Genomic DNA, 24,805 nt, shown 5'->3' on the forward strand with positions numbered 1-24,805 from the left:
TACCAAGACAGGATGAGTGGGAATATGGGTGTAAAGTTACCTTTGATATTTGCTGAGCGAATGAAAAGTTTGCTGGGTGATGAGTTTGAACAATTTATGAAATCGTATGAACAGTCTCCCCATGCGGGACTGAGAGTGAATACGTTAAAAATATCGATGGAACAATTCGATGAGATTGCTCCGTTTGACCTAAGACCTATTCCGTGGTGTGAGACAGGATTCTATGTACCTCATGGTGTTAAACCGGGGTTGCACCCTTATTATCATGCAGGTCTGTATTATATACAGGAACCAAGTGCAATGGCTCCAGTTGAATTATTGCAGGTGGAGCCTGGAGACCGCGTGCTTGATCTGTGTGCTGCTCCGGGAGGAAAAACGACACAGATTGCTGCAAAGCTGCAAGGCAAGGGTGTACTTGTCACGAACGATATCCATGCTGAACGCACGAAAGCGCTGGCCAAGAACGTGGAATTGTACGGGGTGCGTAACGCCGTTGTTTTGAATGAGTCGCCCGAGCGGATCGCAAATGCATTTCCTCATTATTTTGACAAAGTATTAATTGATGCGCCTTGTTCAGGTGAAGGCATGTTCCGCAAGGATGAAGACATGGTGAAATCGTGGGAACATCATTCGGTGGAAAAATGTGTGCTCATGCAGCGCGATATTCTTGAAACTGCGGCACGATTGCTAGCCCCGGGAGGAACCATCGTATATTCGACATGTACTTTTGCGCCGGAGGAGAACGAAGCGATGATTGCGGAGTTTCTGAATGTAAACCGTGATTTCGTAGTAATGGACATTCCTGAAGAGACAGGATTTGCTCCAGGACGTCCGGAATGGGTTCGTCAGATGATGCCTGAGAAGGCGGATGAGACGGAAGCTGTACTGGGGAAAACGCGTGGCACCGCAAGATTGTGGCCTCACCTTTTGGAAGGCGAGGGACATTATGTCGCTGTGTTGCAGCATCGTGCAGGGCAAGGAATAGAAACAGATCAACCTGGAGTAGTTAAAGAAGGAGCAATGGAGTATGGACAGGTCGTGGATGTGTCCAGGATTGAAGTAGAGGGGAACAAGGATCACTCTATTGCTGCTTCTTCAATTGCTATGACCAAGGCTGATCGCAAAAAGGAACGTTTATTGCGAATTGAATCCCGAGAGTCCCATGACAGACAGGCTGGTGGCGGCAAGAATTCGGGTAGACAGAGCAAAAAAGGTAAAGATCACGGTGGACGTAAATCGGAACGGGGTCAGGGACGTGGAACTGATCCGGCAAGTATTGATCCGGTTGCGATCTACACTTCATTTATGAAAGAACAATTGGAGATTGAGTTAACTGGAGAAACGGTATGTTATGGAGATCGTGTGTATCAATCCTCGGTTGGTGCAGCTCGGTTGGAGGGACTGAAAGTCATTCGTCCAGGCTGGTTTATGGGCACGATCAAGAATGGGCGATTTGTTCCGTCCCACCCGCTTGCATGTGCTCTGAATGCATCTGAAGCAAGGCGTAGCGTAAATCTGTCGTCCGCTGATGGCGAAGCCGTGAGGTACCTCAAGGGTGAAACGTTAAATATTGAAGAAAAACGAGTGGTGCTCAAGGCGGATACGTTTGCCAAAGGGTACGTTCTTGTATGTGTAGATGGTTATGCCGCTGGCTGGGGAAAATGGCTGGATGGTGTGCTGAAGAATGAATATCCGGCAGGCTGGAGGTGGACATCGGTATGAGTGGAAAAGGCAAACAAACGCTGCGTCTGGACAAAATATTAAGCCATATGGGTGTGGGAACACGAAGTGAACTCAAAAAGATGGTGAAACAAGGCAGAATCCATGTGGACGGCAAAGCGGTGAAAGACAGTGGTGTACAGGTGAATCCCAAGGTCAACGTCATTGAAGCCGATGGCGAGCGGATTGTGTATCGGGAGATGATCTATCTGATGCTGCATAAACCTCCGGGTGTCGTGTCTGCTACCGAGGATAACAGAGATAAGACGGTGTTGGACTTGCTCCGTAAAGAGGATCGGGTCTTCAATCCGTTTCCTGTTGGACGACTGGATAAGGATACGGAAGGACTGCTCATTCTCACAAATGATGGTCCACTTGCTCATGATCTGTTATCTCCACGCAAGCATGTGCCCAAAACCTATGAAGCTCGTGTTCTGGGAAACGTGGATGAAGAGGATATACAACGTTTCAAAGATGGTGTACAGCTGGATGATGGGTATGAGACGCTGCCTGCTGAACTGACTATACTTGGTCAGGAAGATACGGAAGAAGGTACGATCTCGTCGATCTCGCTTATTATTCACGAAGGGAAGTTTCATCAGGTAAAACGTATGTTTCAGGCGGTAGGCAAGCGTGTGATCTATCTGAAACGCGTTGCCATGGGTGAGCTGGAACTAGCTTCCGATCTTGCTATCGGAAGCTATCGTGAACTAACCGCAGACGAGTTGAGCCTTCTGCGGAAGTAAAAGCTCCCGTCCTTCGCGAAGCGGAGCAGGGAGCCGGGCAGAAAGCGAAGCCCTGCCCGTAATGGTCCCGGTTAAGCTTGGGCGGGAGCGCCGCCAACCAGCGGTGTGCCCGGCAACAAGCGTTCCTACGCCAACCGTGACATAGCAAGACCCGTCCTAACACCGGTGAGCAAGACGGGAGTCCAGAGGGCAGAGCCCTCTGGGGCCCTCCCTCGGAAGGGAGGGTTTGGGTGGGTGCGACTACTAACAGATGAGGATGAAGCCAGAATGACCTATAAATTAATTGCACTTGATGTAGATGGAACATTGCTGAATGATCATCATGAACTTACCGAATGGACTCAGGAGACCTTGATCCAAGCTTCCCGTCAGGGAGTAGAGATTGTCCTGTGTTCAGGTAGAGGTCCTGCCAACACGATTCCTTTTATGGAGCAGATGGGACTGGATGGATATGTGATTACACATAATGGTGCCGTAACGGCGCAAGTGGATACCCGTGAGGTGGTTCACCATTTTGCCTTAGATGGACAAGGACTGGAGCCGATCATCTCCTACTGTCGAACCAATGGAGTACATTTTGACATCAATACGGCTTTTGGTCTGTATGTGGATCAACCGGAAGGTTTGGGTTTGCAGGTGCGTGAGATGTATTACAATTTTATGGCAGAGCCACTGAAGTTACCCAAGTGGGTTGACATGACAGAACCGCTGGCGAAATTCACTGCATTTGGTCCGATTGAACAGATGGATGCAGTGCTTCAGGAATGGTCTACCTGGAATCTGCCTTATTATATGACACGGAGTGGTGACTTTTTTATTGATTTGATGCATCCCGAAGCGTCCAAAGGCGCTGCGCTTAAAAGGCTTGCCGAATCGAAAGGAATTATGCCTTCGGAGATTATGGCGATTGGTAACTACTTCAATGATATTACGATGCTGACCTTTGCGGGCAAAGGCATTGCCATGGATAACTCACCGGACGAGGTGAAAGCTGCTGCGGACGAGGTTACACTCTCCAATAACGAGCAAGGTGTGGCACACGCAATCCAAAAATATGTGTTATCCGTCTAACCCTACATCTTATACTTAAAATGTACGCTTCCCTCATAATCTACCGTCCTCAGGGGCATCCTAAGAGAATAACGTTAGGAATGGAGGAGGACACGTGATGAAATATGATGTGGAATTGGTTGCAGACCTGCGAACATCAGGTGGAGAAGTACAGGACGTGATGGTTAATGGTCAATATGCAGGCTCACTTTTCCTTGTGTACAGAGAAGGAGATCGTTTATCAGGGTGTCTTCAGATCGAACAGGAGTCTCTGCCAGATGGTACAGAGGAACGTATCGTGGAAAAAGTGCATGCCTATGTCCGCTCTCTTGCAGACGCGTTGGAAGCTGCATATTATGAAGTGCTGGTTAGTTGTGGCTCATTACATTCGGTTCTGCATAAGCCTGAGTCAGAGACCATGTGGCCGTCTGAAGATATGAATCATGACGAAGACAGCTATGACGATATAGACAGCAGTGGAAGTAAGGTAATCCCTGTTTCACAAGCCGAATCGTTTACATATGAAGATCGGGATCAGGTTCTGGAGATGGAAATGGTAAGCGCAGGACGCAGCATATCGACGTATATATTCAATGATGTCGAAGGTCAGGAACTTGCAGAAGCTTCCTTGAAACAATATGGCGCTGATGTACAAGGTGAAATACACTGGTATGACGAGCCGGAAGAGAATCAATTGGAAGCCGCTGCAGAGTTGCTGGTCAGAGAGCTGGATGAAGATATCATCGATACGATTACGATCCGCATGTGGCATCAGGGCAACGAACTTGAGACGCTAGAGTGGGTACATCGCGATTTCTCCGAGGATTTTGAGGATACCGATGAATCGGATCTGGATGAGCTGGAAGCTGCTGAAGAAACATGTTATGTCATGCTGAAGCGTAAGGATCGGGAGTTCCGGGTATATGAGCTGTTTCTTCAGGAACGAGGTGGATTGCCTGTGGGAACAGCAACAATAGACACTTCTCATTCCGATCTGACGGGATACATTGATTTCGAGGTTCCTGGTACCAGCATTCAGCGAAAGAGTCTAGTCGAAGTGTTGATGCAGGAGTTGGACAAGGAAATGGAGTTTGATACCTTGCACCTGACGATGTTGTATCGAAATCAGATTATTGATGAAGCCAGAATAGATGGGTAAAGGGCAACCGCCTTTTACCTTTTTTTGTTCTCATTTTGACGAAAAATCCATTTCCCGGTATAGTACCATTAGTTTAAAAGAGATCAGGAAGCGGAGGAGAACAATGATGCACTCATTCAGGATCAGTAGCGAATATATTAACGATGGTTTTCAAGCGGTTCAGGCGAACCCGGAAGATACGGACGATGTGATGTCGCTGCTGGTGGAGACAGCCGAATGGTTACAGAGCCAAGGTTCTTCCCAATGGAACGCTCTGCTTAAAGGGGAAGATTCTCATGATACGGCAGGGGCGATTCGGCGTGGAGATGTGTTTGTATTTAAAAAAGGAGCGGACGTAGCGGGGATGGTCATCCTTTTGGTTCAGCCAAGCCCTTGGGATATTCATCTTTGGGGTTCAAAAGCTCATCCCGAGGATGGTGCAATTTATCTGCATCGGCTGGCGATTCGAAGAAAATATGCTCAGAGCGGTCTGGGACGGTCCATTTTGCAATGGTCCAGCAGTGGCATACATTTTGAAGGCAAACATACGGTTCGGTTAGATTGCGGAGCGAGCAACGCAACGTTGAACGCCTTTTACGCGCGGAACGGGTATACTTTTTTGGGAGAGACAGATGGTTACAGTACATATGAGAAGCCCGTGGAGCTACTGAGCTGAGAATTCTGAATACCCAATGATTATGTTGACGACAAACGCGAGCGGTTAACAGCTGGATTAAAGCTTTTGCTTCTGAGGGGCACGTTTCATGAATATGTTGTATATACGAGTTGGTGAACAAAAGCTTGATCAGTGTAGCTTTGATTGAGCGGTTTAAATAGCCAAAAGTTTGCACTATCTTACGTAATATAGATGTTCCGGCTTCCCTATGTCATAATGGATAGTAGAGTAGTACGTAAGTTAGAAAGGGGGAAACTAACGGTGAAATTGCTGCAGGCGCTTTTCTTTCCTCCGGAGCAGCCCGGAGGTGTATCCTCTATGATTCCGTATATGCAAGAGAGATTTACAACCCCGAGGTGGGAAATGGATCTGTTCTCGTTGCCAAAGCGAATTCGCAACAAGGGCAGAGAGGAAGTTCAGTTCGAAACGTTTGACTGGACGGAATATCAGGATAGTCCTGTTGTCCAAAAATATATTCAAACCTATCGTGATTATCTTTGGTGGACCAAACTGCGTATTCAGAAGCCCTATGATCTGATCCATGCACACCACCCAATTGCAGGACTTGCGATGAAAACGGTTTTCCCGGATACACCCCTCATTCAGACGATTCACTCTAGTTATGAACGAGAATTAATCCTTAATGGACGCATTGAAACGGATGGACCCGAGCATCGATTCCTGCTTGCGATATATGGTGAGCTGGAACATCAGGCAGAGCGCCTCTTGACGGTGTCGGATTCGTTCCGTCGTTATCTGGCTCCCTACGTGAAGGAACCTGATGTCATCGGTGTGATTCCCAATGGATTTGATGAGAAGCGGTTTAAGCCGATTCCTCATGATAATGCGATACCACAACTGGTCACGGTATGTCGGCTTGTTCCGGCAAAAGGGTTGGATATTCTTTTCAAAGCTTGTGCGGAACTGAAGGGCCGAGGTCATGATTATGTGTTACATATTATTGGAGATGGACCGATTCGTCCTGATCTGGAAGAATTGGCACAACGATTGGGGATCTATAATGAGACCATCTTCTATGGTTACACACTGCACCCTGAGGAATTCATGCCATTCTTTGATATTTTTGTACTTCCTTCACGGGCAGAAGCATTTGGTTCCGTCTTCGCTGAAGCGGCGCTGAGTTGTCTTGCCCTTGTGGGTACGGATGTAGGTGGTATACCGGAACAGATCGAGAACGGTAGCAATGGGTTGCTTGTACCGGCAGAAGATCCTTCTGCATTGGCTGAAGCGCTTGAAAAGGTGATGCTGGACCCGGCTTATCGTTATGAACTTGCCCGTTCAGCGTGTGAAAAAGCCAAGACACATTACTCGCTCGGCAGATCGGTCAATGAGTTGAAAAAGATGTATCTGCAGTTTCCTAGCAAAGCCTAAAACGTAGGGCAAAAAGTGCGAGCCGCTGTGATAAACAGCGGCTTTTTGTCATGTTTAAGGAAAGAGTAACCGTGGTGACTTGTGGTTATGAGGCAAACGGATGCTCATATTCATGAAGCACATGGACCGTGAGATTTATATATTGTTGCGTCTACGAAAGGCGCCCCAGCGGTTCAGTACCAATTTGGCAGCCCAGATTAATGCCATACTTCCAAAGATGGGGTAAAGGATGGATAGCAGGGAACTGAATCCAAACTGACTGAGTGAGTAACACAACAGCATAATGGTTAATGTAATGAAACGGGGGTGAACACGTATATGTTGTCTCAGTTGCAAGGTCATTCCATAGATATCGGCTACAAAGGTACTGAATATTTCCATGAAAATAAGGGATACATATACAGATTGCACTGCCCATCCAAGTTGAAAGGCAATACTACCCATCGGGATTTCGAATTGGATGATGCCGGGCATCTGAGCTGACATGGCAAAATGAGCTGCCATCAGCATGAAACCAACGCCAATTCCACCCAAAACTCCACCCCACTTCAGCACATTCCGACTACGAATCTGGTTACCTACTGGCACAAGAACAGCTTGAGCCAACACCAGATTGAATGAAGTATACAACAGTGGAGACAGCCACACTTGAATAGGGTTTGAGTCTGTCGTCAGTGTGATGAATCGGGAAGCACCTGGATGATGGATCGTACTGGTGATCATGAGCAGAGATAACAGGAGCATCATGGGCACGACGATGCTATTCATTTGTAGGATGGCCTGAATGCCCCGACCGAGAAGCAGATATGTCCCTACAAGTGTGACGATCAGACCTGTCTGATAATGCAAACCCAGATGTTCGACAAAAACGGAACCTGCTCCGGCAAGCATGACACTGTTCACACCAATGAGAATGAGAAGGGTTACCCAGGTGATCCATTTGCCTGCCTTGTGGCCGAATAAATGTTTGTTCAGATCCTCATAAGAGCGGGACCCGGTATCATGAGCGATCAGCATCATTTTGGTACCTAACCAGACAAAGAGCATGGTGGATAAGCCTATGGTGACGGTGGCCCATTTGCCATACTGGGTAAAAAACTGCAAAATTTCCTGCCCTGTAGCGAAGCCGGCTCCGACAACCGTTCCGATGTATGTAAATGCGATCTGCAGCACCCGAAATGCCTGTTTCATGTGTTTCCCCTCTCAGGCCCCTGTTTAGTTTGGACATGCGGGTACCATGGTACAAGGTATGCTTGACCCACGAAAGTCATGACAATCGATAATGAGCTTTGGCTTGAATTGCGTCCCAAGGAAAGCGCCCAGGCAATTTCGCTTGAACTTATAGATAGATATATGATACTTTTACCTCATAGGATAGGCTTGGGAGGTCAAATCATGGAATTATTGAAACAACGAATTTTACAAGAAGGTGTGGTTATCTCGGATCAAGTATTAAAGCTGGATGGTCTGTTGAACCACCAGATTGATCCTGCATTAACGATGGAGATGGGACGTGAGTTCGCTGCCCGTTTTCGTGAAAGTGGAGTAACTCGGGTAATCACGGTAGAATCCTCAGGGATTCCGGTTGCGTTTGCCGCAGCCTATGAACTTGGGGTGCCACTTGTATTCGCCCGTCGCAAAAAAACACTTCTGGCTGATCCTGATGCTTACTGTGAACGTGTACCGTCCTTTACCAAAGGAATTGTAACTGACATTATGGTATCCCGCGAGTTCATTCATGAGAATGACCGTATTTTGTTCATTGATGATATCATTGCCAATGGCGATGCCGCTCGTGGCGTCATCAAAATTATCGAGCGTTCCGGTGCGGAACTTGTCGGATTCGGCGTTGTGGTCGAGAAAAGTTTTCAGGCAGGGGCACGCACGATTCGTGAACAGGGTATTCCGGTGGAAGCCTTGGTACGCATTCGTTCCCTGAACGATGGTACGGTACAATTTGACGATAACGAAATGTGACATTTTAAAGGAATAGGGCCTATTTTTTGAACTATGCCTTTGCATGACCGCCGATTTCATTTATAATGGGGTTATGTTAGGGAGAGGAGGCAACACCATGGGGAACCAACCGGCAACAGAACAATTTTTCAATGATAAGCTGGCGGAATCGAAAGTTCATTTTGAACGTGCCCTGGATTGTAAACATACGGAATTCGATGACCTTTATCCCTATATGATTGAACATCCTCAATTTTTCTGGTACAAACGCTATGTTGCCTGGTCAGAATTACTGACGATTGTAGGCTTGTGCGAAGAGTTGTCCTTCTCTTGGAAAGAACAATTTACACCGCATCAAGTGGAGTACCTTGAAGAACGTGTGATGTCCGCCAAAGTGCTTGATTTTTGGTTCGAGAAGAACGACAGCAAAGAGCACGCGCAGCGGTAACTTTCAGTCGGGACATAATTTCGAATGACATGACAGTCCAATACAGTCACGTGAGACCTAAATGACATTTCATTTAGGTCTCTTTTTGTAAATAAATTTGGAATATAGGAGCCATGAAGATGATCAGTGATACAGAACTGGACGCCCTGCGTCTGTCAGGTGAGAAAGTAAGAGTAGTACGGGACGAGCTGGAATCTAACGATGTAACCGGGATTGTTGTTGCCTGGGATGGCGAGCAGGTACTTATCCGTCGTCAGAATCGACGTGTCGTTAAGCTGGATCGCAGTTACAAATATCAGCTGTTCAGTGAGCCGCGCCAGAGTCCACTTAGTGAGTAACAGCTTATAATTATGGCAGAGCCATGAGCGTTAAATGTTTGGAATTACCATGATTTCTTGGAATAATTGACTCACTCGGGAGAGAAGATAGGTACAGTGAGGAAGATCTGTAACTATAGCCGAGAGGGTGTGCTACAAGCCATGACATTGATGAATGATAAAGTTCATGCCTACAAGGATCAGATTGGAGCATTAAGCGATGTACTGCCAGGTGTGGTGAAGTCATATCATGAGTTTACGGGAGAATGCTTCCAACCAGGCGTGATTGATGCCAAGACAAAACAGCTAATTGCACTTGGCATTGGATTATTCGCCAACAATGAGGTATGTACCTTCTACCATGTAGAAGAAGCACGTGCCAAGGGTGCAACAGATCAGGAGATTATGGAGACCGTAGCCGTGGCCGGAGCTGTTGGAGGAGGACATGCCCTGTCTCAGGGCGCGATGCGAGTGCAGAAGGCGCTGCATTAATAAGCAATGCAACATACATTTTAAGTACAAAAAAGGCATCCGGTTAATAACCGATGCCTTTTTGTATGTGAATTACATTTTACCTAACATTTTATCATACATAAACTGTCCAGTTACCCGACGTGCTGTTACATAGCGGTCATTGAAGTATGGATTCGATAACTTCGTGATGCTTACACCTTTACTGCTGGAGGCATGAGCGAATTGTCCGCCGCCGATATATACACCTGTATGTGAAATGCCTTTGCCTGTTGTGTTAAAGAACACCAGATCACCTGTCCGAACATTGCTTTTGGCTACCGGAGTACCTGCTTTGGCTTGCTGCTGAGAAGTACGTGGCAATTCAATGCTGTATTTGTTGAAAAGATATCTCATAAAACCAGAACAGTCGAAGCCGGCTACAGTCGTGCCACCCCATTTGTAAGGAATACCTGTCATGTTGTTCACTACGGAGTTGATACTGCTTGCCTCTGTGCTTGTTGCCCCGGATGTAAATAATACAGCTGCTCCAAAAATGGAGATAATCAGTTTTTTCAAAATCAATGTTCTCCCTTCGATGCCTACGGAGTTAGCTAAGGGTTCGGTAGAAGGTTCCCTATATTTCCTATGTATAAGAATAATTCACCCAAATTGGTTCCCCCGTTTTCAAACATGAAACTCGGCAATGAATAATTAAGTTTTTGTAACTATTTGAAACTATATTGCATAAATGCGTAATTGTCAAACCCATTTAAAACCCTTCGTAATACCTCAATGTTAGCGGAATTAAGGTTTTTATATGAAAGAAGGGATTAAGTTTGGGTGTCATTCATGACAAAAACGTCATTATTGATTCGTTTAAGACGAATTTGGATATATAAATAGGTTTGTCATGAGTTAAAAGAACTATCCCGTTATGTAGAATTAGAGAGATTATATTCATTAAGTTGCATATATTGACAAAAATCGATTTTTTGCATATTATCTGATTATCCAATCCACATATTGGATTAAAATTGATTTTATTATGCGATAAATACAAATAAAGGAGGTTTGGGGACGCTTATCATAGGTAAAGTAGAAGTGGCAGATTTATAAAAACGAACATAGGAGAGTGTTACATTTGAAAGCGAAGAAAATAATTACTTTTGTCCTGGCATGTACGATGGTGTTCTCAGCAGTTGGAATGGCAGTTCTCCCTGTAGGGACGGTATCTGCTGCGGATGCATCGGGTACTACAGCGAGTATTTCTGATATTTTGAAGAACCAGCTGCCAGATGGAGGTTGGAGAAAAGATTATAAACAGACAAGTGGAGAGTGGGCGAAGTCCACGATAGACAACAAGGCTACATACTCAGAAATTAGAAGATTGGCGAAGGAATTTAAAAAGACGAATGATCCGCGATACTCCACAGCTGCAATCAAAGGAATTAACTTTTTGATCAACATGCAGTATTCAAACGGAGGATGGCCACAGGTCTACCAAAGCTCCGGATATCACAAGCACATTACCTATAATGATGATGCCATGATTAATGTAATGATCATGCTGGATGAAGTAGCAGCCCGCAAAGGTGATTTTTCATTTATCGACAGCACACTTGCTAACCGCAGTAAAAATTCAGTTGCCAAAGGTGTGGAGGCGATTCTGAATACACAAGTCGTTTCAGGTGGTAAGCTGACAGCATGGGGACAACAACATGATTCCAGTTCCCTTAAACCAGCGAGCGCAAGAATCTACGAAGTGCCATCGCTGACAGCTGGAGAGAGTGTAACGATTGTTAAATTTCTAAAAACCAGACCTGCTAACGCTAAAATTACCGCATCCATTAAAGGAGCTGAGGCTTGGTTTAACAAGGTGAAAATTACGGGTTACAAGTATGAAAGAGCTAATGGAGACAGTAAAATTATCGCAGATTCCAAAGCTGCACCAATTTGGGCACGCTTCTATGAGATCGGAACGGATAAACCAATCTTTATTGGTCGTGACGGGGTAGTTAAATACAAATTAAGTGATATTGATAAAGAAAGAAGAGGCGGTTATGCCTGGTATGGCAACTGGCCTTCCAAGCTGTAATTTGTAGTTAAAGGTAAAGCCCGAATCGACATGGATGTCTGGTTCGGGCTTTATTGTTATTATTTTCAGTGTTGACATGATAGATTCCACATGATATATTATTTCTTGTCGCCGATATTGATGACGGAGATACAATATGCGGTCGTGGCGGAATTGGCAGACGCGCACGGTTCAGGTCCGTGTGGGCTAACCCCCCGTGGAGGTTCGAGTCCTCTCGACCGCATCTAACAAAAAGACTCCTTAAGCTAATGCTTAAGGAGTCTTTTTTTGCATTTTTTGATATAACACTAACTTTAGACTTGAGTATCCAAGAGGTTACTACTTAGCTGCTCTTACAGCAAATGGTCTTCCATCAGCCATATGGAACTTTTATTGCGCTGCGGTAACATTAATGCTGTCAATATTCGGTCCTTCCGATCCGGTGGTAACCACTTTCAATGTATTGGTCCCCGTGTTCATGGGGACCTGTATTGTTTTTTCAACCCAAGTGGACCAGCTTCCCGTAGCCGGAAAGGGTTCGTTGCTGATGACTTTGGTTCCGTTCACAAAAATGTCGAGGTTCCGTGTTCCACTTTCCAGCGCATAACGAAACTTTACGTTTTTGGTACCTGTTGTAGCGTTATTAATGCCGTTCCATTGAATGGCTGAACCAGTCATCGCATTAAAGTTAACATACCCGGAGCCAGTGTAACCGGGGTAGATTGTTTCAATGGCAGCTTCCGTAAGTGACGTTCCGGTCTCAGCTTCATACGTAGTGCCACTGCCTGTATTCCCGCCGCTATTTCCGCCAGTAATGTTGGCAACAAATGTTGTTACGCTCTGAGGCGGGAGCTGTGCCGTGAAGGCTCCATTGGATACGGTAAGCGGGGTTCCGCTTGCCAGGTTTCGACTGCTGTCCGTAATCCATGAGGACACAGTGGAGGCATTACCATTCTGCAGAACGAATTTTTGGCTTGTGGCTGAAGTTCCACGGTTAATCGCCACGACGACAACTTTGTTATCACCTTTGTAGGCTGAGACAAAGGTGTTCGTATCCGGATTTTTCGTTGCGTCGACTCGCAGGTAGCCTGGACGCACGAATTTGGAGAAATGAGCCATATTATATCCGCGTTTGCTTATGGTACCGTCCTCTTTCATCGGACCATACTGTCTGCGGATGTACCACCACACATAGGCCTGGAAATCACCTTCTACCATGGCATTGTGCATGTGATAGGAAACGTCCAGTGCTTCAGGCCAGCGGTCTGCTGAGTTGTTGTCACTATTCGGAACGTACACCTCAGTCATCCACAGTTCTTTACCGGCTCCTTTTTGCTTAAAGAGAGGGTAGGCAAAATTCGAAATCTGGGTTCCATACGTATGTGCTCCCAGTATGTCCATGTTGGCAAGTGCCTGCGGGTCATTCAGGATTGGGTCGGATATATTCTTTAAATACTGGAAGGATTCAGGCGCCATGACTCTGGTACCTTGAATGGACCCGGCATTTTCTTTCATGAATCGAAGGATCTCTTGTGGAGTCCACCAGGTCCAGTCATGAGCATAATCCGGTTCATTTTGCACAGAAATGGCATACAGATCTACGCCGTTATTTTTCATGTAGGTTACAAAGTCGTTCAGATGTTGCGCATATGCGGCATATTTGTCGTATTTCAGACGTTTGGCATTGGTGTCCCCATTGCGGTTGAACGTTTCAACCATGCTGCTTGGAGGATTCCATGGGGATGCAAATACGATAGCCCCTTTTTCAATAGCCCGTTTGGCTGTGGCAACTTCACGATACCAGTTATTAGAATCCGGATCGACGTAGATCCTGAGAATTGAAAAGCCTAACTGATTCTGGTCATTACCAAAAGCAGTTTCACGTTGAGCGGGAGTCAGATCACCAATCCAGGCAGGAAGGTTAATGCCCCCAAAGCCCTTAATCAGTTGTTTTTCCGAGGACAAATTAATGTTGGCATCGCTGGCTGCTGACACATTAGTCGGGGTTAACATCAAAGGCAGGGCTGTTAAACAGGCCAAAAGAACATTAATCGTCTTTTTTAGTTTGAATTTCACTACTTTCATCCTCCTCGATAATGGTAAATGGTTACATAGATAAACCGCGACCAGGAATAACAAACAAGAATAGCGGATTGTCTTGCATTTATTTTATGTAAACCCTTTCAAAACCTCCTTCCATAAATCATAGGAAAGAAATGTAGCATATAAGCTCTTTCATTTGTTGATTCTACTAAATAATTCCTAAACTGAAAACCTGACAAATTACAGTATTTTTTCTAATTAATCTCTATTTTCCAACTGTACAATGACAGTTCTTGTCTGAATTGATAGGGAAAAACTGGAATAATGGGGATCTTCGCTTGAGATAGAGGTCTCCAATGGCTGGGGATGTTGTTATTAAGGAAGGCTTTGGCTTACATATTCCTCCCTTCATTATCAAACAATGAGATCACAGAAGTTACGGGGAGGGAATCTTGATGAAGGAACAGAGAAAGAATTATCGATTAATTGCAGGTATTATGGCATTTTTGATTGTGATTTACGCAGGCATATCCGTAGGAGGGCCAACAGCGGCAGCTTCAGAGTCCACATCGAATCACAAACGGTTAGCCATTATCATCGATGATGTTGGTAATGACATGAAGGGTACGGCAGAGATCCTGGCGATGCCAGTTAAACTAACGGTAGCGGTCATGCCTTTTTTGCCCACAACGAAGAAAGATGCGATAGCTGCACATGAAAAGGGGATGGATGTGATTGTGCACATGCCCATGGAACCCAAGAAAGGACGACCTGAATGGCTGGGCCCGGGTGCAATCACATCCAATCTAACAGATGAAGAAGTCCGTTCACGTGTGGAGAAAGCGATTGATGATGTGCCCCACGCAATTGGCATGAACAATCATATGGGTTCCAAAATTACTTCGGACAAACGCATCATGTCAATTGTGCTCGATGTATGCAAGGAGCGGGGCCTCTTCTTTGTAGACAGCCGTACGAACTTTCGCTCCGTGGTGGGGGAACTGGCCGTATCCAAAAATATGCCACCTGTAGGCAATGACATTTTTCTGGATGATCAAAACTCCAAGCCACACATTCGCAAGCAACTGGATCTGGCTGCTCAGCGTGCGATCGACAAGAATATCTGTGTTGTCATTGGTCATGTCGGTCATTCGGGGATGAACACATCCGCAGTAATTCGTGAATCCGTTTCTCGTCTGCAAAATCAGGTTCAATTTGTAGGAATCGGTGATCTGGTTCGAGAGGTGTGGCAATGGCATTCTGCTCCTACACTACCGACAGATAATAAATAATGCCATTGGCAATGGACTGGGCGATTCGTTTTTGCTCAGCGGGGTCATTCATTCTGGCTCGGTCTGCTGCATTGCTCAAAAATCCGGTTTCGACGATGACGGCAGGTTGCTTCACGTAATTCAATATATAAAAGGGCTTGCCCCATACGACCCCGTGCTCCGTTCCGTACAACTTGTTCATGGCGTCCTGAATGGATTGGGCCAGCAAATAACTCCTGCCTTCCTTCTGGTGCAGTACCACCGGGCCATGTGCATTCGATCGGGGACTCCAGTTCGCATGAATGCTGACCACGATATCAGTACTTACTTCTTCGCTAAGGCTTTTACGTTGGGCAAGATCTCTGGTATGACGGGAGCGGCTGTTCAGCCAGCGGTTCTCATCACTAAGTGCATAATCACCAAGTCGATTGATGATAACGGCATAACCTTTGCTGCGAAGCAGGAGATAGACCTTTTGGCTAATGGCCAGATTGATATCTTTTTCCAGCACACCTTGGGCTGAGGTACCACCGTCAATACCGCCATGGCCTACATCGAGCAGGATAACGGGTGCTGCAAAGGCATGATGACTTGAGCGATAAGCATCTCCATCGGTCACCGGCAGCATGGATGGACTGTTCTGGGACGGGGCTGCTTTTCCATAAGCGACATGGGGCAGCATGGGAAGGCAATGGAAGCTGATTAGCAAGGCTAACGAAGCGATCAGCAGCTTATACATGGGAATACACACTCCTTCATGAAATAGGTATCGAATGCAGATTAACGACTCGATGGATACCTTTGGCATTAGACTGTGCATTCTGAGGGTTTTCATACTTCTTTCAATAAAAAAATGTTTAACCAGTAGACATCCTGCACACAATAGAACTATCGTAAGCTCCGCGAATGTGCAGGAGCGAAGGAGGCAGAATTATGGCCAAAAGTGATGAATTGGTAAAATATATTACGCAGCGTGTTGTTCATTATATTGATACGCCGAAGGAAGAGCGGAAAGGTCGCACCAAAAGGAAAGAGCCGTGGGCGATGAAGTGGTTTGGTATGATCCCTTTCGCTGTATCCCTGTGGGTGGGGAAAAAGGAAAAAGAATTCGATACACAGTCCCATAAACGAAGTTCTTCGGGTAAAGGGTGACTATCGCTTACCTATTTCACTAATGTAAAACCAAAAGACGCAATCCCTTAATAAAATGGGAAGGCGTCTTATTTGTTGTTTAACAGGTTATCTGACTGTACTGTATCTTAAGAATTTGCTGATGATCAAGGATTAACGATGTAAAAATGGCCATCTTGCTGCAATGTGCTCAAAGGGACAAAGCGTTGAATGGATGATTTCCCACCTAGCGCTACATATAGAATGGACTCTGCTTCCTGATCTGTATGCCATAGCTGATAACCGCTAACGGGTAGAGGACCGCCGTATACGACGCTACGATCACCCGCTGAGAAAACAATCTCTTGATTCTCTCCGTGTTGTATCACATCTTGTGCCCGGTCGGCAGCAACAGGTGTGGCGGTAATCCACAACAGATTGTCAGCCGGATTGAAGACGGGTCGGAGATGAAGTGGATCAACTGATAAAGATGGTATTGTGGACAAATCAGTTAAGCTGGCAGAGGTCTGTTTGGAATCAGCCTCCAGCAGGTTCAGGAACTCTGACGGTAGTACATCTCCGTTCGTAGCATCAATATAAAGTGCAGGATGGTTAGGTTGTTCCACTTTCCAATAAGCAAGCAGGGGAAGAGCATAACCAAGATGAAGCTCTCCTCCGCCAGCAAGTAATGCCTCAAGGTTCACATGTTGTCGATCCAAGGCTTGTCCAAGAAGTTCATTGCTGTATGGTGACTGTTCTCCATGACCATATTCACTAAGCATCAACTGACCCTGCTCTGTGACTGTAATAATCATATATCCGATAGGTTTGCCTTCAAACTCAGCTTGCACGAGCCAGCTATGTGTACCCGGCCCCAGAGGGTAGAAGGCCAGATCGGCATTCTTCCAATGTGCTTCGGCGGTACCTTTACCAAGTGTAATAGCTTGTTGCTCTGCAAACCGTTGTACAGCAGCGGGAGCTAGCTTTTCATTCTGAATGACATGATGTTCAGGACTATATTCTGTAGATGATACGGGAGATAGTGAAGACGTTTTTTGTTCCTCTGCATTGGCTATCGACCAAAAAGAGAACAGGCCAAGGCAACTGAGCAAGCCCAAGGTTATACAGGTTGTTTTTCGAGCGTTGTTCCAACATGTATGAAAGAATCGTTTCAAATTTACACCTACTTTTCATTTATCCGTTACCTGAGCGGGTCCTAGTTTCATTCTAGGGGACAGGCTATGCAAAGGTTGCCGCAACCTGTCGGGCAGCTGATCATGAATAAACACTACTTTTGCCAGCATTTGCAGGAAAAGTAGTGTCTTCGTCTATCTTAAGTGAAACATGCCGCTGCTAATGGCAGTCACTTTTACTTTGGGTTCATATTGCCAGATCATCTCGGTCCGGCGTGTCTCATACTGCAGTTTCATAGCTTCACGATCTATTACCGCCTGTTTTGCTTTCTCTTCTTCGGCATCTGTCTCGGAGTCGATCGGTACTGCGGCCTCTGCCGCCAGTTCTACATCTGCTCCAATGGGTTTAGCGTTAGTTATATCCAGAACTTTTTTCAGTGGTGCAGGTGGCGTGCGGTCAGATTGGACATTCTCCGTGTCTGAGATTATGTTACCTGGTGATTCTACCTCAGGCGTATCTTCTCGGAGTACCGCTTCATAGTAGGTGTCCAACACGTCCAGCTCCAGATCAAGCCGCTCTTGGGCTTTCTCTGCCCAGCTATAATCGAGTTCCAGCAAGCGGTTTGTCAAATGAGATTCCAAAGCAGCTCCGGCATCAAATAACGAAACTTTAGCTGTCTGCACATGCATGTTCTCCGCAAGCCTCGGACTGAGATCACGTCGATTCAGCTTGGTGCCGAATTTTTCTATAATTTCACCCGAGCGAAGGGAGATGCCGAGAAAATGCAATTCCTCCCGTTTCAAATCACAGGCGAATTCCACCTTGAAACACACACCAAGCCAAGGCTCATATACGGCTGGCGCTGTAGCGCGCAATTGCCGTTTGGCAGCCTGTTCGAACAGGTTTACGAAGGCACCGCCTTCACGGGCAGCGCCGAAAATCTGCTGCAGTCTGCGACTGCCGTACACCACTTCTTCACGTAATATTCGTCCTGGCCCCAGCTGTGGCAGCGATGGCGTAATACCGAAGTAACGGCCTAGAATAGTTTCTTTTGGTGGCTCGACTTGAGGACTGCCGTTGGCTACGCGATTCGTTCCATCAGGGTTAGGTAAAACAGAAGGTGATGCTTGCGCAACTTTGGCTTCTGCTGCTTCAATGGCCTGCTGATAACTGTCAGGATCAAATATAAATGTAAAGGACATCGTCTCAGCGGGTGCTCCGGTTCGTTCCACGAACCCCCAATAATAGGGACGATTGGTCAACGCTTTGTCCGCCTCAGGCGAGAGTTTGACTGTAACATGGGCAGGGGAACGTTCCATAATCTGACAATCAAGTGCTTCCAGATAGGTGAGAACATAAGCCTGCACTTCATGGGGAGACATCGTCATGAGTTAGCTACCTCCTTTGCGAAGATCTAACAACCCGGATACGGCAGGGCCTTCATCGGCAACCTCGCGTTGAATGGAGTTCAGCGATTGTCCAAGTGAGTCCATTTTACGGCGAATATCTTCATCAGTTTGTGATTCCAACATGATTTTGTACAAACTTTTCTCAATAGACTCCTTCTTCTCCAACCGTTCCAGAATGACATCCAGCCCGCCGATCACCATCTCAAACATATTGATCTTCTCATGCAGCAGATTCAAAATATGTTCCTCTATGGTTCCAGTCGTAGATAAATTGAAGATGTTCACGTCATTTTGCTGTCCCAGCCGGTGTACCCGACCGATCCGCTGCTCTACCCGCATAGGGTTCCAAGGCAGATCAAAGTTGATCATATGATGGCAAAATTGCAAATTAATGCCCTCACCACCTGCTTCGGTTGCAATCATGGCCTGCACACGCCCGCGGAAGAGATCCATCATCCAGTCTTTTTTGCCTCGATTCATGCCACCCCGATAGGGTACAGCCGTAAGCCCATTGTTGCGGAAATAGTTTAACAGATACTCCTGCGTGGCCCGGTATTCGGTGAAGATAATTACTTTTTCATTCATGTTCCGAACCAGTTCCATCGTTTTCTCCGCTTTGGTATTCTCCTTGATCGCTTTAATATGGGCCACGAGTTCCCAAATTTTGTCCCGAAGGGGAGAGTCCAGCGGAAGTTTCTTCGACAAATTAACCAGCGTCACAAATACAGCATCTCGGCTGCTGCACACTTCACGCTGCAATGTAACAAGGGAGAGCATGCTGCTCAGGTTGCCACCAGCTTCCTGGTACTGGTCTTTAACAAAGGAAGTCACGCCATCATAAAGCGCTTGTTCTTCGGGCGATAGTTGCAGATTCACGTTCGAGACATTCCGTTTGGTAAATTGAACGGGGCCTTCGCCGCGGCGGTTACGAATCATGACTTTGGATAACTCGTTCTTAAGCTGTTCCTGATTTTTCGGAACCCGCTTGTCTACAACAAAGTTGGCCGCAAAGTCACCCTGACGACCCAGTTGACCGGGCTTCAACAGGTTGATCAGATTGAACAATTCACTCATATCGTTCTGCACAGGTGTAGCTGTAAGCAGCAGACAATACTTTTTGCGTAATTTCAGCATGAATTGATAGTTGGTTGTTTTCTTGTTTTTGAGCTTATGTGCCTCGTCAATAATAATCATGTCGTAATCAGTATTCAGCAGCATATCTTTATGCGGGTCCCGTTTGGCTGTATCCATGGAAGCAACAACCACTTCATTCTGCCAGGAATAGGCCTTTTTCTGGGCAATCGCAGGGATGCCAAATTTCGAATTCAACTCCCGTACCCATTGCAGCACAAGAGATGCTGGCACGAGAATGAGTACCTTGGATACGAGACCTCGAACCATATATTCTTTCAGAATGAGACCGGCTTCAATGGTTTTGCCAAGACCCACCTCATCGGCGAGAATGGCCCGGCCTGACATTTCAAATAATACTCTGCGTGCAGTGTCCATCTGGTGAGGAAGTGGAGTAAGGCCTTGTAGATGTTTCAAACACTGGATCTCGTCAAAATTGGGAATCAGGTTGGTCTCTTCGGCTTGAATGCCCAGTTGGAAGAGTCGATAATCCCCCCAAGGACCTCCTTTATCCAGTCGTGATTCTAATTGATTAATCCAGCTTCGATCAAATTCCAACGGAACGGGCAGTTCGGCTACTGGTTGATTCATGTGGTGCGGGTTTTTCCGGTTCATTGTGCTTCCTCCCCTGCCATACGTGATGACGTTTTATTCGTAGGTAATAGTATGGACGAATGAGAGTCAGTTCATAACTATACAAGTTGAACTACAGTTTATTTGCACGAACACTACGATGACAGAACAACCTTCCAATCGCTGTTATCCCCAGATTTCTTTGATTCCCTTTTCTGGAGGGGAAATCCGGGGATAGCGTATGCTTTCGATGCAGCTTTCTTTCAGAAAGCTTTTAGGCGAACGCTTCGCTTTTTCAGGTTTTTTCTGTCCTCTCCGTTGACGTGCAAATGATTAGTTTAACTTATATTGAACCCAGAAATTTAGTGAAGGCACATGTTTTTTCTGTGCCAAAAAATTCACAGATGTCGTATTCATGCGTATGAGGGTGTGTGAAGAAGCTTGTCCGAGTATGGGGAGTCTATGAAGATGGACTATGATAAAAGTCGCATGGAAAATCAATATATGGTGTAATATACTGGTTTTGTATCACTATATGTGGTGTTTTATCATAGTTTACTCTTATAGTGAAAATGGAGCTTTATACCGGGGAGGTTGAATGTAGCGATGAAATCAAACCAACGATCGCATCAATTAGAAGGACTTAGCGAAAAAATATTTCTGGACCGATACGCCTGGAAGGACGCTGATTCGAATCATGCCAAGGTCGGAGATGTGGTATTGGTATTAACGAAGGATGATCCCAAGTTCCCAACCAAGGAAGTGGGCGAAATCATAGAACGACAGGGCCAGCTTGTACAAGTAAGGACTCGAAGCGGAGAGATCCTCGAGACAAACGTGGAGAAACTGACACTTAATATAGAAAAAACACCGGAAGAGATGTGGGACCGTCTTGCCAAAGCGATGGCTTCTGTCGAATCCACAGCGGATCAGCGGGCAACGTGGGAGTCCAAGTTCCGCTCCGTATTGGAAGATTGGAAGTTAGTACCCGGAGGCCGCATTGCTGCGGGCGCGGGGGCAAGCGATGAGCTGACACTTTTCAATTGTTATGTCATTCCGTCTCCGCAGGACAGTCGGGGTGGCATCATGAAGACCTTGACCGAGATGACGGAAATTATGGCACGTGGGGGAGGCGTTGGGATTAATTTGTCCTCTTTGCGTCCTCGCCGAGCGGTGGTCAAAGGGGTCAACGGATCATCCAGCGGTTCCGTATCGTGGGGCGGACTATTCAGTTATACGACGGGACTGATTGAACAGGGCGGAAGCCGCCGGGGTGCGCTTATGCTGATGATGAATGACTGGCATCCGGATGTGCTTGATTTTATTACCGTGAAACAAACGATGGGGCAGGTGACCAATGCCAATCTGTCGGTATGTGTGAGCAACGCATTTATGGAGGCTGTCAAGCAGGACGGAGATTGGGATTTGGTTTTCCCCGATACGAACGATCCGGACTACGACACCGAGTGGAACGGGGATATGCAGCAATGGAAAGCCGCAGGTCATTCGGTGGTGCACTATCGTACACTGAAGGCTCGCGAAATCTGGCATACCATTATTGAATCAGCCTGGAAATCGGCAGAGCCCGGTGTGGTATTCATGGAGTACTATAACCAGATGTCCAACAGCTGGTATTTCAATCCGATCATCTGTACTAATCCTTGCGCGGAACAGGGTCTGCCTGCCTGGGGTGTATGTAATCTGTCAGCAATCAATTTGTCCAAATTCTACGATGAAACAAATCATGATGTGGCATGGGATGAACTGGCGGAAACCACTCGCATCTCGGCTAGATTTTTGGACAATGTCATCGATGCAACACCATATCATTTTGAGGAAAATAGATTGAATCAGCAGCGTGAACGCCGGGTTGGACTTGGCACAATGGGACTGGCAGAGCTGATGATTAAGCTGCGTATACGATATGGCAGTCCTGAATCTCTTGTTTTTCTGGATAAACTGTATGGGTTCATGGCAAAGGAGGCCTACCTGGCATCGGCAGAGATTGCAGCAGAGAAGGGTGCTTTCCCAGCATTTGAAGCTGAACCGTACTTACAGAGTGGATTTATGAAAAACATGGTTGCGACCTATCCTGAAGTGGGAGAGGCCATTCGTAAACAGGGCATTCGAAATGTCACACTGATCACACAGGCGCCAACGGGCAGTACAGGTACGATGGTGGGCACATCAACAGGTATTGAGCCGTATTTTGCCTTCAAGTATTTCCGTCAAAGCCGTCTAGGTTATGATGAACAGTTCGTACCGATTGCACAAGATTGGCTGGATGAACATCCAGGTGAATTTTTACCAGATTATTATGTGACGGCGATGGATCTGTCGGCTGAGAATCATATTCGGGTGCAGGCTGCGATCCAGCAATGGGTGGATAGTTCGATCTCGAAGACGGCCAACTGTCCGGCTGATTTTACAGTGGAGGATACGGCTGAGCTGTACGAACTGGCCTTCGACCTAGGCTGCAAGGGAGTAACGATATACCGCGACGGCAGCAGGGATGTGCAGGTGTTATCCACGTCGAAGAAGGAAGCGACCCAGGCTGAAGATCAGAACACGGCAGAAGCTGAAGAGAAGACAGTCGTATCTGCCATAGAAAACCCGAATAATGCTGAAGTGCAGGCAAGTGATGGGACTTCCAATAGCCAGGACGGTGTTAGTACGCATTCTTCCGAGCAAACCCCTTCCTCTTCTACACTGCTGGATAAACAATACAGAAGCCGTCCTCAAGTACTGCGCGGTGCGACATACAAAATCAATACGCCATTTGGCATGGCTTACATTACGATCAATGATCTGGAGGGAACGCCGGGTGAGATCTTCCTGAACGTGGGCAAAGCGGGATCGGACGTGTTTGCCATGGCTGAGGCACTCGGTCGAGTGTGCTCTCTGTTCCTTCGATACGGAGATCATGGGCACAAGGTTGAACTGTTGATCAAACATCTCAAGGGAATCGGTGGTTCGGGTGCGATTGGCTTCGGGGCCAACCGGGTGGAATCGATTGCTGATGCAGTCGCCAAAGCATTGGAAAGTCATGTACAAAGCGATGTGCAGGGGAACGAACCTGAAGCATTAATAGAACAGAATCAAGTGGAGAGCACGTATCCAAAAGTGGAGGATCAGAAAACCTTTACCGAATCGAGAGATTTATGTCCTTCATGCGGCTCGGCATCCCTGATGAATGTGGAAGGATGCAAAACATGCAGCAGCTGTGGGTACAGTAAATGCAATTAAATATCTCTTGAAAAAAAGAGAAAAAGAAAGGCATTCCTGACTCCATCATGAAGTCAGAAATGCCTTTTTGTCATTTAGCTAACTAACACCAATCTTGGCATCGATCTGCAAGTGATTGCAATTCATTAAATACAACACCGGCATGGTAGCCGTCGCACACGGCGTGATGTAACTGAACGGATAAGGGAAGATATACTTTATCGTTCTGTTGAACATATTTCCCCATCGTGAAAATAGGCAACAAGTAGGTTCCTTCATTGTAAATATTCAGATTAAATCCCGTAAAGTTCACCCAGGGAATGCTGGAAACGGGAAATGTATTTGGTGGTTCATTGGGTTTGGCAACAAATTGTTTGTGATCTTTGTAATTCTTCATATCTTCCAGATAACGATTGTGGAACGTCCCGAAATCTTCATGGAATGCTGTCCAGATCGTTGAGAAACTCTTGTCGTCCTCATGAAAAATCGTATAACTCGGAGACATTTCGTCCCAGTAGCCCAATTTCCCCTCGGCATCAAAACAGGTTCGAAATTCCCTGTGTGCATTGACGACCGTAGAGATCATGTGAATAAGAGCGGGATAGAACTTCAATCCTTTAAGCTTGAGTTTAGCAATCAATAGCGTGATATCCAGATTAGCAGTTATGCTGTAGGTACATCTGACCTGATTCAAGTAGTGGTCAAAGTATGGCTTTCGATCCCACTGATCTAACACGATTGAATTAAACATAAGTTATAACCTCCTAAATTTGAATAATGCCTTCATTTAGGAGGTATATTTGACTGATTTGACCATATCCTATCACATTCCCAGTATCGTATTTTAGAAATTGACCATCTCAGTATAACATGATACTGAATGTGTCGCTTATAGCGAAATCCTCTGCAAAACGCTTTTTCAACCAGCTTCTTTACTTTA

Annotated in this window: 22 protein-coding genes, 1 tRNA gene and 1 riboswitch; of the genes, 15 read left to right on the forward strand and 8 right to left on the reverse strand. The window is 46.2% G+C overall.

What is annotated here, in order from left to right:
* Nucleotides 1-24: 24 nt before the first annotated feature.
* The 6 genes from QNO02_RS10175 to QNO02_RS10200 all read left to right on the forward strand — a co-directional run bounded on the left by QNO02_RS10175 (nucleotide 25) and on the right by QNO02_RS10200 (nucleotide 6,721).
* Nucleotides 25-1,722 (forward strand): RsmB/NOP family class I SAM-dependent RNA methyltransferase, encoded by a 1,698-nt coding sequence (locus QNO02_RS10175; RefSeq protein WP_289391923.1) that lies wholly within the window; start codon nucleotides 25-27, stop codon nucleotides 1,720-1,722.
* Nucleotides 1,719-2,465 (forward strand): pseudouridine synthase, encoded by a 747-nt coding sequence (locus QNO02_RS10180; RefSeq protein ID WP_289391924.1) that lies wholly within the window; start codon nucleotides 1,719-1,721, stop codon nucleotides 2,463-2,465. Before QNO02_RS10175 ends, QNO02_RS10180 begins: the two co-directional genes overlap by 4 nt.
* A 267-nt stretch (nucleotides 2,466-2,732) precedes the next feature.
* Nucleotides 2,733-3,536, forward strand: a complete 804-nt coding sequence (locus tag QNO02_RS10185; protein ID WP_289392738.1) for a Cof-type HAD-IIB family hydrolase — start codon at nucleotides 2,733-2,735, stop codon at nucleotides 3,534-3,536.
* Nucleotides 3,537-3,633: 97 nt separating this feature from the next.
* Nucleotides 3,634-4,674 (forward strand): hypothetical protein, encoded by a 1,041-nt coding sequence (locus QNO02_RS10190; RefSeq protein WP_289391925.1) that lies wholly within the window; start codon nucleotides 3,634-3,636, stop codon nucleotides 4,672-4,674.
* Between the two features lie 106 nt (nucleotides 4,675-4,780).
* Nucleotides 4,781-5,329 carry a GNAT family N-acetyltransferase gene (locus QNO02_RS10195; RefSeq protein ID WP_289392739.1) on the forward strand — a complete coding sequence of 183 codons (549 nt, stop codon included), beginning with the start codon at nucleotides 4,781-4,783 and terminating at the stop codon, nucleotides 5,327-5,329.
* A gap of 261 nt (nucleotides 5,330-5,590) precedes the next feature.
* Nucleotides 5,591-6,721, forward strand: a complete 1,131-nt coding sequence (locus QNO02_RS10200; protein ID WP_074094467.1) for a glycosyltransferase family 4 protein — start codon at nucleotides 5,591-5,593, stop codon at nucleotides 6,719-6,721.
* 135 nt (nucleotides 6,722-6,856) lie between these two features.
* On the opposite strand, the gene QNO02_RS10205 is transcribed toward QNO02_RS10200, so the two are convergent.
* Complete coding sequence (locus QNO02_RS10205) at nucleotides 6,857-7,912, reverse strand: YkvI family membrane protein (RefSeq protein WP_091032171.1); 1,056 nt, start codon at nucleotides 7,910-7,912, stop codon at nucleotides 6,857-6,859.
* 204 nt (nucleotides 7,913-8,116) lie between these two features.
* Between QNO02_RS10205 and QNO02_RS10210 the strand changes: the two genes are divergently transcribed.
* The 4 genes from QNO02_RS10210 to QNO02_RS10225 all read left to right on the forward strand — a co-directional run bounded on the left by QNO02_RS10210 (nucleotide 8,117) and on the right by QNO02_RS10225 (nucleotide 9,934).
* Nucleotides 8,117-8,698, forward strand: a complete 582-nt coding sequence (locus tag QNO02_RS10210; protein ID WP_036609617.1) for a xanthine phosphoribosyltransferase — start codon at nucleotides 8,117-8,119, stop codon at nucleotides 8,696-8,698.
* Between the two features lie 97 nt (nucleotides 8,699-8,795).
* The gene (locus QNO02_RS10215; RefSeq protein WP_036609615.1) at nucleotides 8,796-9,125 is read left to right on the forward strand and encodes a hypothetical protein; all 330 of its coding nucleotides are present in this window, start codon (nucleotides 8,796-8,798) and stop codon (nucleotides 9,123-9,125) included.
* A 119-nt stretch (nucleotides 9,126-9,244) separates the two neighbouring features.
* A complete protein-coding gene (locus tag QNO02_RS10220) occupies nucleotides 9,245-9,463 on the forward strand; it encodes a hypothetical protein (protein WP_091017488.1) in 219 nt (72 codons plus the stop codon).
* A 141-nt stretch (nucleotides 9,464-9,604) separates the two neighbouring features.
* Nucleotides 9,605-9,934 (forward strand): carboxymuconolactone decarboxylase family protein, encoded by a 330-nt coding sequence (locus QNO02_RS10225; RefSeq protein ID WP_017689352.1) that lies wholly within the window; start codon nucleotides 9,605-9,607, stop codon nucleotides 9,932-9,934.
* Nucleotides 9,935-10,006: 72 nt separating this feature from the next.
* On the opposite strand, the gene QNO02_RS10230 is transcribed toward QNO02_RS10225, so the two are convergent.
* Nucleotides 10,007-10,471 (reverse strand): C40 family peptidase, encoded by a 465-nt coding sequence (locus QNO02_RS10230; RefSeq protein ID WP_091032168.1) that lies wholly within the window; start codon nucleotides 10,469-10,471, stop codon nucleotides 10,007-10,009.
* Between the two features lie 5 nt (nucleotides 10,472-10,476).
* A riboswitch (cyclic di-AMP (ydaO/yuaA leader) is annotated at nucleotides 10,477-10,608 on the reverse strand.
* A 419-nt stretch (nucleotides 10,609-11,027) separates the two neighbouring features.
* Between QNO02_RS10230 and pelA the strand changes: the two genes are divergently transcribed.
* Both pelA and QNO02_RS10240 read left to right on the forward strand, forming a co-directional pair.
* Nucleotides 11,028-11,990 carry a pectate lyase gene (gene pelA, locus QNO02_RS10235; protein ID WP_036609609.1) on the forward strand — a complete coding sequence of 321 codons (963 nt, stop codon included), beginning with the start codon at nucleotides 11,028-11,030 and terminating at the stop codon, nucleotides 11,988-11,990.
* A 138-nt stretch (nucleotides 11,991-12,128) separates the two neighbouring features.
* Nucleotides 12,129-12,213 (forward strand) — tRNA-Leu (locus tag QNO02_RS10240).
* A gap of 146 nt (nucleotides 12,214-12,359) precedes the next feature.
* Here the strand turns inward: QNO02_RS10240 and xynC are convergent.
* Nucleotides 12,360-14,054, reverse strand: coding sequence for a glucuronoarabinoxylan endo-1,4-beta-xylanase XynC (gene xynC, locus QNO02_RS10250; RefSeq protein ID WP_283945613.1), 1,695 nt, complete (start codon nucleotides 14,052-14,054; stop codon nucleotides 12,360-12,362).
* Between the two features lie 455 nt (nucleotides 14,055-14,509).
* Between xynC and QNO02_RS10255 the strand changes: the two genes are divergently transcribed.
* Nucleotides 14,510-15,304: a divergent polysaccharide deacetylase family protein gene (locus QNO02_RS10255; protein ID WP_133385927.1), complete on the forward strand. Its 795-nt coding sequence runs from the start codon at nucleotides 14,510-14,512 to the stop codon at nucleotides 15,302-15,304.
* Here QNO02_RS10255 and QNO02_RS10260 read toward each other — a convergent pair.
* A complete protein-coding gene (locus QNO02_RS10260) occupies nucleotides 15,279-16,022 on the reverse strand; it encodes an N-acetylmuramoyl-L-alanine amidase family protein (protein ID WP_091032163.1) in 744 nt (247 codons plus the stop codon). The genes QNO02_RS10255 and QNO02_RS10260 overlap by 26 nt on opposite strands.
* Before the next feature lie 194 nt (nucleotides 16,023-16,216).
* Here QNO02_RS10260 and QNO02_RS10265 point away from each other — a divergent pair, with 194 nt between their 5' ends.
* A complete protein-coding gene (locus tag QNO02_RS10265; RefSeq protein WP_091032160.1) occupies nucleotides 16,217-16,435 on the forward strand; it encodes a YqzE family protein in 219 nt (72 codons plus the stop codon).
* Between the two features lie 125 nt (nucleotides 16,436-16,560).
* Here the strand turns inward: QNO02_RS10265 and QNO02_RS10270 are convergent, their stop codons facing one another.
* From QNO02_RS10270 to QNO02_RS10280, 3 genes are all read right to left on the reverse strand, one after another.
* The gene (locus QNO02_RS10270) at nucleotides 16,561-17,568 is read right to left on the reverse strand and encodes a hypothetical protein (protein WP_289391926.1); all 1,008 of its coding nucleotides are present in this window, start codon (nucleotides 17,566-17,568) and stop codon (nucleotides 16,561-16,563) included.
* Between the two features lie 153 nt (nucleotides 17,569-17,721).
* Entirely contained in the window at nucleotides 17,722-18,915 is a 1,194-nt protein-coding gene (locus tag QNO02_RS10275; RefSeq protein ID WP_289391927.1) for a YqhG family protein, read from the reverse strand.
* Between the two features lie 3 nt (nucleotides 18,916-18,918).
* On the reverse strand, nucleotides 18,919-20,682 hold the full coding sequence (locus QNO02_RS10280; RefSeq protein WP_289391928.1) for a DEAD/DEAH box helicase: 1,764 nt from the start codon (nucleotides 20,680-20,682) through the stop codon (nucleotides 18,919-18,921).
* Between the two features lie 564 nt (nucleotides 20,683-21,246).
* Between QNO02_RS10280 and QNO02_RS10285 the strand changes: the two genes are divergently transcribed.
* A complete protein-coding gene (locus tag QNO02_RS10285) occupies nucleotides 21,247-23,886 on the forward strand; it encodes an adenosylcobalamin-dependent ribonucleoside-diphosphate reductase (RefSeq protein ID WP_289391929.1) in 2,640 nt (879 codons plus the stop codon).
* A gap of 82 nt (nucleotides 23,887-23,968) precedes the next feature.
* On the opposite strand, the gene catA is transcribed toward QNO02_RS10285, so the two are convergent.
* Nucleotides 23,969-24,616, reverse strand: a complete 648-nt coding sequence (gene catA, locus QNO02_RS10290) for a type A chloramphenicol O-acetyltransferase (RefSeq protein ID WP_289391930.1) — start codon at nucleotides 24,614-24,616, stop codon at nucleotides 23,969-23,971.
* Nucleotides 24,617-24,805: the final 189 nt, after the last annotated feature.

The sequence above is a fragment of the Paenibacillus sp. PK1-4R genome (assembly GCF_030369595.1).
In the GTDB taxonomy this organism is placed as follows: domain Bacteria; phylum Bacillota; class Bacilli; order Paenibacillales; family Paenibacillaceae; genus Paenibacillus.

Excerpts from the sequence above, each read along its gene's own strand:
- QNO02_RS10215 (WP_036609615.1), top strand. The coding sequence starts at position 8,796 with ATGGGGAACCAACCGGCAACAGAACAATTTTTCAATGATAAGCTGGCG.
- QNO02_RS10225 (WP_017689352.1), top strand. The coding sequence starts at position 9,605 with ATGACATTGATGAATGATAAAGTTCATGCCTACAAGGATCAGATTGGA.
- QNO02_RS10210 (WP_036609617.1), top strand. The coding sequence starts at position 8,117 with ATGGAATTATTGAAACAACGAATTTTACAAGAAGGTGTGGTTATCTCG.
- QNO02_RS10185 (WP_289392738.1), top strand. The coding sequence starts at position 2,733 with ATGACCTATAAATTAATTGCACTTGATGTAGATGGAACATTGCTGAAT.
- QNO02_RS10285 (WP_289391929.1), top strand. The coding sequence starts at position 21,247 with ATGAAATCAAACCAACGATCGCATCAATTAGAAGGACTTAGCGAAAAA.
- QNO02_RS10175 (WP_289391923.1), top strand. The coding sequence starts at position 25 with ATGGGTGTAAAGTTACCTTTGATATTTGCTGAGCGAATGAAAAGTTTG.
- QNO02_RS10220 (WP_091017488.1), top strand. The coding sequence starts at position 9,245 with ATGATCAGTGATACAGAACTGGACGCCCTGCGTCTGTCAGGTGAGAAA.
- QNO02_RS10180 (WP_289391924.1), top strand. The coding sequence starts at position 1,719 with ATGAGTGGAAAAGGCAAACAAACGCTGCGTCTGGACAAAATATTAAGC.
- QNO02_RS10275 (WP_289391927.1), bottom strand. The coding sequence starts at position 18,915 with ATGACGATGTCTCCCCATGAAGTGCAGGCTTATGTTCTCACCTATCTG.
- QNO02_RS10280 (WP_289391928.1), bottom strand. The coding sequence starts at position 20,682 with ATGAACCGGAAAAACCCGCACCACATGAATCAACCAGTAGCCGAACTG.
- xynC (WP_283945613.1), bottom strand. The coding sequence starts at position 14,054 with ATGAAAGTAGTGAAATTCAAACTAAAAAAGACGATTAATGTTCTTTTG.
- QNO02_RS10255 (WP_133385927.1), top strand. The coding sequence starts at position 14,510 with ATGGCATTTTTGATTGTGATTTACGCAGGCATATCCGTAGGAGGGCCA.
- QNO02_RS10195 (WP_289392739.1), top strand. The coding sequence starts at position 4,781 with ATGCACTCATTCAGGATCAGTAGCGAATATATTAACGATGGTTTTCAA.
- QNO02_RS10260 (WP_091032163.1), bottom strand. The coding sequence starts at position 16,022 with ATGTATAAGCTGCTGATCGCTTCGTTAGCCTTGCTAATCAGCTTCCAT.
- catA (WP_289391930.1), bottom strand. The coding sequence starts at position 24,616 with ATGTTTAATTCAATCGTGTTAGATCAGTGGGATCGAAAGCCATACTTT.
- QNO02_RS10205 (WP_091032171.1), bottom strand. The coding sequence starts at position 7,912 with ATGAAACAGGCATTTCGGGTGCTGCAGATCGCATTTACATACATCGGA.
- QNO02_RS10190 (WP_289391925.1), top strand. The coding sequence starts at position 3,634 with ATGAAATATGATGTGGAATTGGTTGCAGACCTGCGAACATCAGGTGGA.
- QNO02_RS10265 (WP_091032160.1), top strand. The coding sequence starts at position 16,217 with ATGGCCAAAAGTGATGAATTGGTAAAATATATTACGCAGCGTGTTGTT.